We start from the raw sequence: 14063 nt of genomic DNA on the forward strand, positions 1-14063 counted from the left end.
CACCATGTCGCAGGTAAATGACTAACGCGACAACCACCACTGCCAGTCGGCATGTTCTTGGGCTATACAGAATCTACTGGGTTGATGATTAAGATGAATTAACTTGGTTTAGAAGCTTAAAGCTCCCATAGTAAGGTTAGCTATGTTAGTTAAGGTGCACTGCGAATTATTAAGCGCTAGACAGCCCTTGGGACTACCTTGGCGAATATAGCTTTTATGGATATAAATTAAAGGGAATATTTTACATGTTGAAACCAGTGCTATTGGGGTTAATGTTGGCGACCACTTCGGTGAGTGCCGCCACATCTAAAGATTTGATTAAATCGACGCAATCATGGAATGGCGATAAGTTGCCTGCTTATGCGTTAACTCAGCCAGAAGTGACCATCAAAGAGATAGTGATAGCCCCGGGCGAAAAGCTACCTTGGCACCAACACCCAGTCATTAATGCTGGTATCTTATTAAGTGGCGAGCTGGTAGTGCAAACTCGCGACGGTAACAAGCTACACCTAAAGGCTGGTGATACGCTTATTGAGCTGGTGAATACCTCGCATACAGGAACCAATATTAGTAGCGAACCTGCCAAAATAGTGGTCTTTTATCTCGCTGAACAAGGGGTAGGCGTAACGATTCTAGATGATGAGCATAGGGACTAACATGAAGCGGCTATCACGATTTAAACTATCAATGCTGTTGTTTGCCTTAGCACTCGTCGGGGCTATAAGTTATCAGATTATCGGCAGCCACATTGATGAAAATGGCGTGTTGATTGAACCATTTTGGTTGATCCCAACTTCATGGTTCTGCTTATTTGCAGCCATTATCTCTGCGCTAATCACCCTACTGCGCTTACGTAACTCCAAATAGGCCACGGGCCTATATACCCATCCCACAGAATCATGCTCCTTCAGGTGGGATGGGGATATGTTGTTTAATGGGGAGCAGGATACTGAGCTGCAAATTCGATGAATTTTTGCTTGATAAAATCGATAACGGCTCGGACTTTATGTGCCGGATAATCTGATTGCAGATAAACCAATTGCAAAGGAATATTCTCTGCGAGTTGGTCGCTAAATAATAGTTGCAGCTTGCCTTGTTTTACCTCTTTTGCAACATCAAACCAGCTCTTATAAGCAATGCCTTTACCTGCCAAAGCCCAGTCTTTTATTACTGCCCCATCATTGCTGCTTTTGCTGGCAACGACATTAACTTCGTATTGTTTCTGTTTATAGCTAAAACGCCATTTTTGCCAAGGTTCGCCACCACGGTTGAGCACTAGAACGTTATGTTGCGACAGTTCCTTGGGGTGAGAAGGCTGGCCGTATGTTGCTAAATAGTCACTGGAGGCTACTGCGACACGCGGCATCATCGCTAATTGGCGGCGCATTAGATTTGAGTCCTCAAGCTGGCCATAACGCAATGCTAGGTGAACATTCTGGCCGATAAGATCGGTCATCTGATCGCCAAAATAGAGACTTAAGTTAAGCTCGGGCGCTGTTTCCATAAATTCATCTAACCAGCTGCGCACGATATTACGGCCAAGATCAGAAGGGAGTGCAATTCTTAGTTCACCCTTTAGCTCGCCGCGATTGTCTGCCAGTGCATTACTGGCATCTCCCAATAGGTTGAGCGCTTTACGAGCAGTTTCGATAAATAGCTGACCCTCTTCGGTTAAGGTCATTTTTCTGGTGGATCTGGCAAATAGCTGGCAAGCCAGCTTTTTCTCTAAACGTTGTAATGCAGCACTTGCTGCCGCTGGAGTCATGCCTAGCTCTCGACCAGCGCCTGAAACGCTCTGTAAATCTGCGATACGTACGGCGAGTTGAAGATCGTTAAGATGATACATATCAAATAATTTTTGAAAATGATTTTAATATTAGCCTAATTATCAAAATTTGTTAATGGATATACACTGTTTCACATCATTTGAACCTTGGCTGAGTCGCTTATGGCAATCACATTCAACCACCTCAATTTACTTATGTCGAAAGACAACGATGCTCATTACTTGCTAACCGAGGTCATGGGGTTAGCAAGTGGTAGTCGTCCTAACTTTCCATTCCAAGGGCAGTGGCTATATCAAGGTGATAAAGCGTTAATCCACGTTATTGAGTCTGATAAACAGCAGGCCGAAATTGGTCATATTGCATTTGAGATTGATGTGAAACTAGACGTACTGACACAAAAACTGAATCAGGGACAGATTAAATACAATGTGCGGCAAGTCCCCGATAGTGAATTGGTACAGGTGTTTGTGCGTACAGGAAACGTGGTATTTGAATTGATCACCATAGATAAGCCGAATCAGCAAGAGTTCGACATCTTTAGTCAACATGAGGAGCTATCATGAGCCTTTTTACCCCTTATAAAACATCAACATTGTCACTCAACAACCGTATGGTTATGGCGCCAATGACACGTTCAAGAACGACTCAACCTGGTAATGTGCCAAATGAGATGATGGCGACTTACTATGCACAAAGAGCATCTACAGGTTTGATTATTAGTGAAGCGACACAGATATCAGATGACAGCCAAGGCTATTCGTTTACGCCAGGTGTTTATACGGAGCAGCAGATAGCAGGTTGGCGGCAAGTGACTGCAGCTGTGCATAATGCAGGTGGAAAAATCTTTAATCAGCTGTGGCATGTAGGTCGGGTATCGCATCCGGTGTTTCAAGGTGGAGCAGCGCCAATAGCGCCTTCAGCAATCAAACCGACTGATACCCAAGTATGGGTGGTTGATGACAAGCATCCAGATGGACAGATGGTAGATTGTCAGACGCCGAGAGAGATGGAGCAAGTCGATATCGATCGCGTTGTGACAGACTTTGCGCAGGCGGCTAAAAATTCGATTGATGCAGGCTTTGACGGGGTCGAGATCCACGGCGGCAATGGTTATCTAGTTGATCAATTTTTACGTACCAATTCCAACCATAGAACAGATGCATACGGTGGCTCGCCACTAAAACGCATTCAGTTTTTATTGGACATTGTCACCGCGGTAAGCCGCAAAATAGGCTCAGATAAAATCGGGGTTAGACTCGCGCCATTTGTGACTTTTAAAGATATGGCCTGCCCAGAGATTGTCGATACCATTTTGCTTGCGGCAGAATATCTTGGTCAGCAGGGCATTGCTTATATTCATCTTTCGGAAGCTGATTGGGATGATGCACCGCAGATCCCAGAGGATTTTCGTGTCAAGTTAAGACAGGTATTTGATGGCACCATTATTGTGGCTGGCCGATATGATGTTGAGCGTGCTAGCGCGGTGATAGACAAAGGTTATGCGGACTTAGTTGCTTTTGGTCGCTCGTTTATTGCTAACCCAGACTTGCCTTACCGTTTGCAACACAAATTATCGCTAGCGCAGTTTGATAAAGGCCCTTTATTTGGCGGCGGCGCAGAAGGCTACATTGATTACCCAGCTTTTATCAGTTAGTACAGTGTTGATGATCTTTTGCTGGGCATGCTTTTTTGCTAAAAGCTAAAAGCTAAAAGCTAAAAGCTAAAAGCTAAAAGCTAAAAAAGGACGCCTATGCGTCCTTTTCTACAAGAGAATGCCTAATATCAATGTTTAAGATCTGAATAGAGGTGCCATTGGCGCCTGCCCATCTCTAGTAACACTCCTACGGCAAGGCCTGCAGCAGTATTGACAACAAGACAGATCGCAGCGGTTGCTAGGATAACAAAAATACAGAAAGGTTTGCCATCAATAAAACGTTTTGACCATGCCAATTGAGTGCCTGCAATCGCCAGTAAACTACCTAATACCGCCAGTGGAATAAGCGATAAAATACTGGCAATGCCTTGTCCCCAGAAAGCGGCGATTAATAGACAGGTCGAGCCAAATATTGACGGTGCTAACCAAGTGCGAGCGCCAAAATGATGCTGCACAGCCAAGCCGCCAGCGCCGTGACACATCGCGGTTGCGCCAAAAGGTGCGAGTAGTAAGTTAGACCAGCCAGAGCTTATTGCGAAGCGCTGCGGTGCAAACTTATCTTTGTTGTCATCAGGAAATTTCTCTTTGGCCATTGCTGATGTTGCTATCACTGCATTGGTTAGCGTTAGCGCTAACTGAGGCAGCACCAGTAAACCCGCCGCTGAGCTCCATTCAGCGATACTCGGCCAGTTTAATTGCCAAGGTGTATAAGTTGAAAGGTCAAAACTTGGTGGCATACCACTATTTAACTGCCAGATAATACCTAAGCCGATAACCAAGGGCATGGCTAAATAGCGCAGTGGTACAAATTTACTGCCAAACAGCAGGCCAAAGGCGATGATTCCAATAAGCCATGTTTGGCTCATCATCTGTCCGCCCATCCACATTAATTGAATGCCAATGGCAAGCTGAATACCAATGCTGATAGCGGGAGAAAGCTGTTTTGCCATCCATTTAATGGCGCCACTGTAAGCCAATATCAACAAGATTATGCCCATCATCATGCCACTCGCTTGCAACATGCCAGGGGTTAATCCCTGTGCTATCACGAGCGCGGTAATCACTTTCATTGGCTGAACTGGAATAGGGCGGCGATAAAAAAATGCGGTAAACAGTGCAAATAAACCAAAGCCGATGAAGATCCCTTGCGGGGAAAAATGGTTGAGGGCAATTAACCCAAGTGCTAAAGGTAGAAAGGTGCCTAAATCGGCAAAGGCGCCACTGAATTCTCCTGAATATTGGTTAACACTATCAAATCGGTTGGTCTTACATGTCATATAGCTTGCCGTGGGAAAAATACCCTCTGTCTATCGCAAGTTTGATGCCAGAAATAACAGCCTAAGCTTGCCGTAAAAACCGATTGAGTAAGCTATGTACCAAGTTGGGTGAGACAAGTTGACGCATCTGTGTCTAAACTATGGTCATTAGGTCTAATATTCAAGCCCGCTAAACTAGGTTTTTGATGGAATGAATTGACCTGTTTATTTAAAAAAGCAGTGAATTTATCACTGCTTTGTTGGTTTCATCACTGCTCAGGTTTAGTCAGGCTAAAGTTGATTATGCATATCGTTTAGCGCTTGATGCAGCAGCTCATCATCGTTTGCTTGATCAGCAACTTGATGCTCAGCTAATTCATCAACAGGAGTTAAATCAGTATGGTGTAAGCCATGTTTATCGTCATCATCTAGCGGATTTGCAAATGCATCTGCTTGATTGGTGTCTAGCATGTCAGCTTCGGTTGCAGAGCTGCTAAGTTCTTGCACACTCGGTAGCGCACTCATGGCGGGGCTATCTGTTTGTGGTGCTAGATCTTGCTGGTTCATACCCACCATCTGTAAGTAGTGGTCGATGGGGGCAGTTGCTGCAGCTGCAGTCACTGGCGTTGGTGATAATGGTTGTGACGTCGATTCCGTCTCAGCTTCTGTTTGAACTTGAGCGGTTGCATCATCTGATGATTGTGTGTCCTGCCCAGCGTGTTGCTGTTCGGTGTGAACCGCGGCATCATCAACCACTATATCGTCTAGATTGACACTGATCTCAGCACTGGCATCATTTTGGGGAACATCATTAGCATCAGCGGCTGGAGGTGGTGGCGGTGGTGCAGGGTGACTAAAGGTTGGCGTCACCGTCATATCAAGCACTTCAGAGCCTAAAGTAAGCTTACCGCTATGGCCAGGACCACGGCTTAATATGCTCACCTGAACATGCATGATGACATCGTCATGGTGTGAGCCTTGAAGGGCGACTTCAAATCTATCTTCATGTACGCCAACATTCTGAGCGCTGCCATGAGGGCCTGTATGGGTATCTGCGTGTTCTTGGTAGTTTAACTGACCTGTTTTGGGGTTAATGGTCAGGGTGCCCCATTGGCTGGTATAGCTCGTTTGATAGTGGCCATTGACTAAAATTTTCCAGCCTTGCTGAGCCGAAGGTACAGGGGTTTGTGTTGGTATTAAGGTCGGTACGCCCAAAGAGGCACCAATATGATGGCTACCAGGCGGGGCGGTGACGACGATAGGTTCAGGCTTCGCGCTTGCAGCAATATTGAGGGCAGAGTTAACGTTACCGTGCTCATCGGTCATGATCGCTCTAACAATACTACTGGGTGCAACTTCAAGGTTGATACCATGGGCTAAACTGTTGGCATCAAGTATATGGTCAACGCCATTAATACTCAGGTGTTCGCCTACTTGAGCATCAGCTGCAGCATGCACTGTTGCGGTCACGGTACCTGCATGACCTTGAGCAATTTCGGCTTTGCTGTAGGCGTTGTCACTACCTGGGTTTTCAAAGGTAATGGTTGGCATGCCTACGTGTGTATCGCTGCTATAGTGCATCACTTGTGAAGCACTGGCTGAGTTACCTGCGCTGTCGGTGGTTACCACGCTCGCTGTTATCGAGGAATTTGATGCTAATTCAGAACCTGCAATGTTCACGCTAAAGTGGCCGCTGCCATCAACCGTGGCGCTATAGCTATGTTGCCCGACGACTAAACTTACACTATCACCTTGATGCACATCGCCACTGACTTGACCTGTTATGCCGATATCGGTTGCGCTTTCTTGGGCGTTAATAATATTGTCGCTAGTGATGGGATCAAGCTGGATAGTGGCGTTGGCTTGGGTATCAATTTCAACATCGAGCACCGATGATACCGCAGGCATTATGGATGATGGTGCTAGCGCCTTGGCTGATAGGTTATGCAGCCCTTCAGTTAAGCTTGTTAAGGTTGCACTATAGTCACCACTTGCATCAGAAAGTGCATGAGCAACAGGGTTATTACCGTCGTAAATTGTGACCCTAGAAAAGGGAATATCGGTGTGACCCGTTATGGTGGGTGTGGTGTCATGGGTTAAGTTGTCGCTATTGGCGCTACCTGAATCACTGTTGGCACTTAAATCGATACTGACATGGTTGGTTATTGGGCTTGTAGCAATATGGCCGCTTGGCAAGGTGTCAGTGACTAGCGGTTGAGCTGGAACACTGCTTGTAATCACTACAGTGCCTGCGGTGCTGCTTAGGGTTGCTTGGGCATTAAAACTGATAAATTGACTTGCCACGCCACCGTGATTGTCACTGACCTTAACTTCAAATACATCGACACCGCTATAGGTTGCTGTGACGGGGTTATAGCTCATATGCGCCACAGAATTATTCTGGGTATAGATATAAGCGCCGCTGTCAGGATCAACAGATAAACTGCCAAAGCTGCCAGTCATAATTGGCGCTGAAAATGTATGGGTATCGCCAGTATCAACATCGGTTGCGACTAAGTTTCCTTGGGTGTGACTGGTCTGGTTAATGGTTAACACTGGCAAATCATTCACAGCGGTAACGGTGAGTACAGCGGTATGGGCGGCAGAATCTTGATGGCCGTCATTAGCGACATAGCTGAAGTGAGCATCACCGTTAAAGTTGGCGGCAGGCCTAAACCGCAGATGATCAATATCATTGGCGTTAATGGTTTGCCCCTGCGTAATAGTTTGACCATTAAGCATCAAGCTCCCTGCGCTGGGATCGGGCAGCTGAGTAATAGTAAGATCCGCTAAGGCATCATTGTCACTGTCTTGGTAACCAAAACTAGCAGCGCTAAAGTTATAATCCGTGTCTTCCGCTGTACTGGCGCTAATGGTTTGCACTGTGGGTTGATGATTGGCGTTTATATGGATATTTAGCGTATTTTGGCTGTTATCTTTATAGTCGCCATGAGTATCAACTACTCGGTAAATAAACTCTGGCACATTGCCAGTAAAGCTGGCATCGGCAGTAAAGCGATAGTCGCCATTGGTTGCTATGTGGATTGTACCAACCCCAGTAATCGACACGTCCTGCCCAGCATGAACAGTGATGTAATGCTGGGTATTAGGATCTTTAAATTGCAGATCTTGCAAAATTAGCTGAGCACCATCATCAATATCGCTAGCGCCTTGCAGTAAGTTCCCAGTTACTGGCCCGCTATATTGATCTGAATTTGCATTAAAGCTGTGGATCACAGGGGCGTCACTGGTGCCAGTTATGACTACTTGCGCCTGTTGGCTGGATTGATGCGGGTTACTTCCCGAGCCTTCTTGTAGTTGGTAGTTAACCCAGATCTTGTGTTGAGCACCATTAGCGAGGTGATCATAACTGCTGTTGGCAGGATCCACTTCTAACGTATGGCCATCGCTGCCTAAACTAAACCCTGCAGGGAGTTGGCTACTGAAGTTGATGCCATCCGTTGAGTATTGCAGTTGGCTAATGCCGTTACCTTGAATACCTGCGTAAAGATCTAACCCTTGGGTTGCGCCTGCCTCTTGCAGTTGCAGGGTCGGGGTGTCGCTATGGCCGTGGATGGTAATCGCAATAGTCTTACTAGCTGTGCCATCGGGTGAGGTAACCGTTATCGTGTCTGTTAATTGCTGCCCAGCGTTCAGCATATTCACTAGGGGTGAGGCGTTATTAAGCGCGTAATGCCAGCTGCCATCTTCATCAACTGCGAGCTGACCATATTGACCACTAAATTGGGTATTGGCTGCAAATTTGTCTTCGCCAGTATCTGGATCCACTAACGTTAATTGGCCCGATATTGTGCTGGTGGCTGAATCTTCAGTAATTGAAGCACTGACTGTGGACTGTGTTTGTCCATCAATGGTGGCTGCATCATTGACTGGGGTAATATGCAGCGTGTTGCTTGCTTTAGCTGAATCTACATGGCCGTCGTTAACGGTGTAAGAGAAGCCTACATCTCCATTAAAGTTATGTGCTGGCACAAATTGTAGTTTGCTTATATCGCCTGCTGCAATCACCTGATTGGTGCTAATGTCTTGGCCATCCAGCATGAATTTACCCTCTGACGGGTCGGGTTGGTCGGTGATGGAAACTGAATGCAATGTATCTTTGTTATCAACATCTGTGAAGCCAAACTGACTAGCCTGCATTTGATAGCTGATATCTTCACTGCCGTGAGCTAGTGTGTGAACACTAATGGCAGGAGCATCGTTCGTACCGACCACATCAACGGTAATGTTATGGGTATCGCCGCCTCTTGAGCGCACTTGGTAAGTGACTTGTACTGTTTCGCCTTCAGCAAGATGATTTAAGTTGGCATTAGGTACCGAGTAGGTCCAATCGCCAGCGCGGCCAATAGTTAAATGACCATGCAAAGGATCGTTGATGGCATGAACGTTACGACTGGCAACAAACTCGTTTTCATTAGCATCTGGGTCAGTAACATTGAGTACTCCAGACACTGCAACACTCTGGTCAGCATCACCTTGAACATGTCGATCTTCTTTAATCGAACCAATGTCGGCGCCACTGAATGTGGCGGAATCGCCTACTGCGGTTAAGGTTGTTGTGGCGCCTGTATGGCTAACACCGCCATGGGCATCTTTTACGTCATAGCTGATATGTACTTGACCGTTGTAATCTTTTTCTGGCGTGAGAGTATATGTGCCGTCATGATTATCTCGAAGAGAACCATGTTCGACATGAAGATTCGCAACCGTCAGTTTGCCTATGTCATTGGTGTCCACGTCTACGGTATTTGTTAATAGTTCGCTGGCTGTGATGGTTTGAGCCAGATCTTCTTTGCCGCTGTTGAGCTGTACCTCTGAAGAGCAATATGGGCGGTCATTGTCGCCATGAATGGTGATAACAATGTCGTGTGTGGTGCCATCGGCTGACTTAACGGTGACTGTATCGGTTAATGTTTCACTTTTTCCTAGGTGATCAATCGCTCTGCCGGTTGCATCTTGGCCGATGGAAGCATAGTAGGTCCAGTCCCCGTTAGTTTGAAGTATGATGCGACCATGTGAACCATAATAAACGCCTGTTTGGGCATGGCTTTCACCAGTATCAGCATCCACTATCGTTAGGTGGCCGTCGGTATGAATTTCATCGTTCCATAATTTTCCGATGTTTCCGTGCATATGGTCAGGAGAACGGTCATCAACACTGCCGCCAGTCATACTGCCATCTGGTGCGGTAAATGTGTGTCCTTCATGCACATCACCAGTATCAACACCTGATATAACGGCTTTATCTCCAACCGCATTAATATGAAGCGTATTGGTGGCCTCTTGAGAGTCAACATGACCATCGTTAACAGTATATTTAAACTGCACATCGCCATTAAAATCTTTGGTTGGAATGAACTGCAGTTTACTGATGTCAGCTGTAGGGATGTGTTGCCCCGCTGTAACATCGTGGCCATCGAGGACAAACTTGCCTTGTGCCACTGATGGTAGATCGGTAATCGCTACCGAATGTAGCGTATCGCCAGTGTCGATATCGGAGAATCCAAATTGACTGGCTTGCATTTGGTAGTACGTATCTTCAGTGCCATGTGCAAGTGTAGTCGCAGTGATGGTCGGTTGATCATTGGTGCCTGTCACCGTTATTGTTATATCGTGGGCAGTGTGGTCTGCAGAATAAACACGGTATACAACCTTTTCTACTTCACCTTCAGACAATGATTGCAAACGACTGTTGGCTACTTCATATCCCCAAGCGCCACTTGGTGTAATGCGTAAAAAACCACTAAAGGGATCGTGAATCGCCTGTTCTCCTAGCAAATTCACCTGAAAATGGTCTTGTCCTGCATCGGGATCAGTCACACTCAATAAACCCGACGCAGTGACAGGCTGTAATGAACTGTGACCAACATTATGATCTTCAATAATCGCCCCGGTATCAGTACCAGTTATAACCGCTTTATCAGCAACAGCACTTAAACTGGTAGTCGCTCCGGTATGCGTGACACCGCCATGCGCGTCTTGCACGTCATAGCTAAAATGAACTTGGCCGTTATAGTCTTTGGCTGGGGTAAAAGTGTAGGTGCCGTCTTTGTTATCGACAACAGAGCCGTGATCGACTAACAGATTAGCAATGGAAAGCTTACCCGCATCATTGGCATCAACGTCAATCGTATTTTTCAGCAATTGCGCCAAAGTGATGGTTTGTTGAGTATCTTCAGTACCAGCTGCAAGTGTTACTTCAGATGAGCAATAAGGTCTATCGTTATCACCGTGAATGGTAATAACGATGTTTTGGGCTGTACCATCTTTAGAAAAAACGGTAATTGTATCCGTTAATTTCTGCCCATCACCTAATTGATCGATCTGTGTAGCTACGCTTTGTTGGTTGCTACCAACGGTCACCTTATAATGCCAATTACCATCTGCATTCAATATCAATTGGCCATAGGTACCATGGTATGAGTAGCCCACACCTTTAGTGTCAAATTGGGCTTCGCCAGTGTCAGGGTCTATAATCTCTAACTTGCCATCAGCGTATAAAGGGTCATTGGTTAATTTAGCCATCCCAGGCTGCGCGTAGTTTGGTGACCTGTCATGATAGGTGCCATGCCCTTCATCGACATCACCAGTTGTAGTTCCAGTGATTACTGCTGCGTCCGCAACTGCATCAAAGTGAACAGTATTTGTAGCCTCTATAGAGTCGGTATGCCCATCGTTAACAGTATATTTAAACTGAACATCGCCATTAAAATCTTGCGCAGGGATGAACTGAAGTTTACTGATGTCAGCAGCAGGGATGTGTTGTCCCGCTGTAACATCGTGCCCATCGAGTAAAAACTTACCTTGTGTTGCAGGTGGTAGATCGGTAATCGCTACCGAATGTAGCGTATCGCCAGTGTCGATATCGGTAAAGCCAAACTGACTAGCTTGCATTTGGTAATGGGTATCTTCAGTGCCATTACTGAGTGCAACCTGGGTAACGATTGGTGCATCATTGGTACCTACAACGTCAATATGCAACTCATACGCAGTTCCATCATAACTACTAACACGGTAGACAACGGTTTCCGTTTGTCCTTGAGCAAGGTGCTGCAGAGCTGCATTGTCAACGCTGTAGCCCCAATTACCGACACTGTCTATTCGCAGCATGCCGCCAAACGGGTCGTGTATCGCGGTTTCACCAAACTGGCTGTATTGGAATTTATCTTCTCCGCTATCTGGATCGATAACTTGTAATTGCCCATTGGCTAGTTCTGTTGTTACACCAGCATTGTGTCTGCTATGTGGTCCATCTTCAATGACGTGCTCAGTTGTCACCTCTGAAATGATAGCGCCGTCAGGGGTGGCAGTGAGTGTGCTGGAAGCGCCCGTATGCGTGACACCGCCATGCGCGTCTTGCACGTCATAGCTAAAATGAACTTGGCCGTTATAGTCTTTGGCTGGGGTAAAAGTGTAGGTACCATCTTTGTTATCGACAACAGAGCCGTGATCGACTAACAGATTAGCAATAGAAAGCTTGCCCGCATCATTGGCATCCACATCGACAGTATTGGCAAGTAAATCGGCTTTGGTGAAAGTAAGCGCTGTGTCTTCTGTACTTGTGGCAAGTGTCACTTCAGAACTGATATAAGGTCTATCGTTATCGCCATGAATGGTAATAACTATATCGTGAGCAGTGCCATCTTTAGAATATACGGTAATAGTGTCGGTTAGCGTTTGATTCTCACCTAACTCATCAATGGTAGTGCCGATAGTGGTTTTTCTATTACCGACCCAATCAACACTGCCAACGGTCACGTCGTAGTGCCAAGTTCCATCACTGTTTAACAATAAATGTCCATATTGACCGTGATAGGAGTTATTCCAAGCCCCGCCTTTAGGGTCAAACTGAGATTCACCAGTATCTGGATCAACAATATTCAACTTGCCATCAGCTGTTAATGCAGATTGTCCCAGTTTCGCCATGCCAGGTTGTGCGTAATCTGGTGACATATCGCCAAAACTACCATGCCCTTCATCGACATCACCAGTAGCAACGCCACTTATTGTCGCAGCGTTGTTTACCCCCGTGATTGTGATTGACAGATTTTGAGTGCTACTAGCATTATGCTCATCTGTAATGGTGACTGGAATCGTTAGTGTTTTTGTCACCCCTAAGGCCAGTGATTGATAACTTGCATGGTTAGGATCGAAACTGTAACTACCGTCAGAATTTAATGTTAATCCATCTGTCTGAGCCGCTGAATAGTGAAGTTGCGCACCAGTATCAACATCTTGGCCGATCATCTGACCATTTAATTGATTGCCTCCCTCTGCGACAGAATGTGATTGCGCTGCAATTGTTGGCCTATCATTGGTGCCGTGTACGGTCAATTCAATGGTGTGGGTGGTACCATCTGCTGAACGGATCACAACCGAGTCTTGTTTAACTTCACCTTCTGCAAGGTTTTGAATATTCCTATTGTCCAAGGTGTAGGTGTAATGACCATCTTGCATCAGCAATACGTGGCCACCTAACTTGGTGTCATAGCCTATACCTTGATAAGTTTGCGGGCCAATGTTGGGATCAAATTGAGCTTCACCTGTATCAGGGTCTTGGATATTGAGTTGACCGTCATAATGTAGTTGATAGTGGGTGTCGATATAACCACGATCTTCTGTGACGCCGCGTAAGTTTAGGTCAGCTTGAGCATCGGTAATGACGGCATTATCGGGAGATGCTGCGAGGTTGAATTTAGCTTGGGTACTGACGCTGCCACCGTGTCCATCTACCACGTTATAAGTTAAGCGAACTTCACCGTTATAATCTTTATCAGGAGTAAAGCTATAACTGCCATCATTGTTGTTGATGAGATGACCATGGCTTGCTTGTAATTGGCTGACTTGCAGAGTATCTGTAGCATCAACATCGGTTGCATGTGTGAGTAAGTCAGCAACTTTTATAGTCACAGTTTTGTCTTCTGTACCTGCAGCTAGTTGCGTCCAGGAAGAGACAACTGGCTTGTCATTGCTGCCCGTGACATCAACAGTAATTCTGTGTGGTACAGCAGCACCAGAAGAGTCAGTTGCTGTTACCCAGAACGATTCATGTGGCTGTTGACCTGCTGCTAATTTATCTGCCGCGCTACCAGTTGAGTTATCTAACTGATAACTCCAGTTGCCGTGCTGATCAATTGATAAGTCGCCAAATTTTCCTTGAGGCTGACCTACCGCCCATGTAATACCGTCTGTTGAATCAAGATCTGTCGCAGTGAGTGTGCCGGAAGCATTTGCTGTCCCGGTAACATTTTCACCTTGCTCGATAACGCTTGCCGAGGATATCCCGGAAACAACAGGTAAATCATTAGTGCCATCGATACGGATGATTAGGTTTTGCGGGGCACT

At 46.1% G+C, this 14063-nt stretch carries 7 protein-coding genes; 4 read left to right on the plus strand and 3 right to left on the minus strand.

The window, feature by feature from the left end:
• Nucleotides 1-245: 245 nt before the first annotated feature.
• Nucleotides 246-656 (plus strand): cupin domain-containing protein, encoded by a 411-nt coding sequence (locus tag AB4135_RS04080; protein ID WP_371990543.1) that lies wholly within the window; start codon nucleotides 246-248, stop codon nucleotides 654-656.
• Nucleotide 657: 1 nt separating this feature from the next.
• A complete protein-coding gene (locus AB4135_RS04085; protein ID WP_371990544.1) occupies nucleotides 658-867 on the plus strand; it encodes a DUF3955 domain-containing protein in 210 nt (69 codons plus the stop codon).
• Between the two features lie 64 nt (nucleotides 868-931).
• Here the strand turns inward: AB4135_RS04085 and AB4135_RS04090 are convergent, their stop codons facing one another.
• Complete coding sequence (locus AB4135_RS04090) at nucleotides 932-1846, minus strand: LysR family transcriptional regulator (RefSeq protein ID WP_371990546.1); 915 nt, start codon at nucleotides 1844-1846, stop codon at nucleotides 932-934.
• 102 nt (nucleotides 1847-1948) lie between these two features.
• Here AB4135_RS04090 and AB4135_RS04095 point away from each other — a divergent pair, with 102 nt between their 5' ends.
• Entirely contained in the window at nucleotides 1949-2350 is a 402-nt protein-coding gene (locus AB4135_RS04095; RefSeq protein ID WP_371990547.1) for a hypothetical protein, read from the plus strand.
• On the plus strand, nucleotides 2347-3441 hold the full coding sequence (locus AB4135_RS04100) for an alkene reductase (RefSeq protein ID WP_371990549.1): 1095 nt from the start codon (nucleotides 2347-2349) through the stop codon (nucleotides 3439-3441). The genes AB4135_RS04095 and AB4135_RS04100 overlap by 4 nt, the downstream gene beginning before the upstream one ends.
• Nucleotides 3442-3569: 128 nt before the next feature.
• Here AB4135_RS04100 and AB4135_RS04105 read toward each other — a convergent pair whose 3' ends face one another.
• Both AB4135_RS04105 and AB4135_RS04110 read right to left on the minus strand, forming a co-directional pair.
• Nucleotides 3570-4718 carry a putative sulfate/molybdate transporter gene (locus AB4135_RS04105; protein ID WP_371990551.1) on the minus strand — a complete coding sequence of 383 codons (1149 nt, stop codon included), beginning with the start codon at nucleotides 4716-4718 and terminating at the stop codon, nucleotides 3570-3572.
• Between the two features lie 270 nt (nucleotides 4719-4988).
• On the minus strand, nucleotides 4989-14063 hold a 9075-nt coding region (locus tag AB4135_RS04110), incomplete at its 5' end, for a VCBS domain-containing protein (protein WP_371990552.1).

It is taken from the genome of Shewanella sp. 10N.286.54.B9 (genome assembly GCF_041468565.1).
GTDB lineage: Bacteria > Pseudomonadota > Gammaproteobacteria > Enterobacterales > Shewanellaceae > Shewanella.

Coding starts and splice junctions, on each gene's coding strand:
- AB4135_RS04105 (WP_371990551.1), bottom strand. CDS start 4,718: ATGACATGTAAGACCAACCGATTTGATAGTGTTAACCAATATTCAGGA.
- AB4135_RS04085 (WP_371990544.1), top strand. CDS start 658: ATGAAGCGGCTATCACGATTTAAACTATCAATGCTGTTGTTTGCCTTA.
- AB4135_RS04080 (WP_371990543.1), top strand. CDS start 246: ATGTTGAAACCAGTGCTATTGGGGTTAATGTTGGCGACCACTTCGGTG.
- AB4135_RS04095 (WP_371990547.1), top strand. CDS start 1,949: ATGGCAATCACATTCAACCACCTCAATTTACTTATGTCGAAAGACAAC.
- AB4135_RS04100 (WP_371990549.1), top strand. CDS start 2,347: ATGAGCCTTTTTACCCCTTATAAAACATCAACATTGTCACTCAACAAC.
- AB4135_RS04090 (WP_371990546.1), bottom strand. CDS start 1,846: ATGTATCATCTTAACGATCTTCAACTCGCCGTACGTATCGCAGATTTA.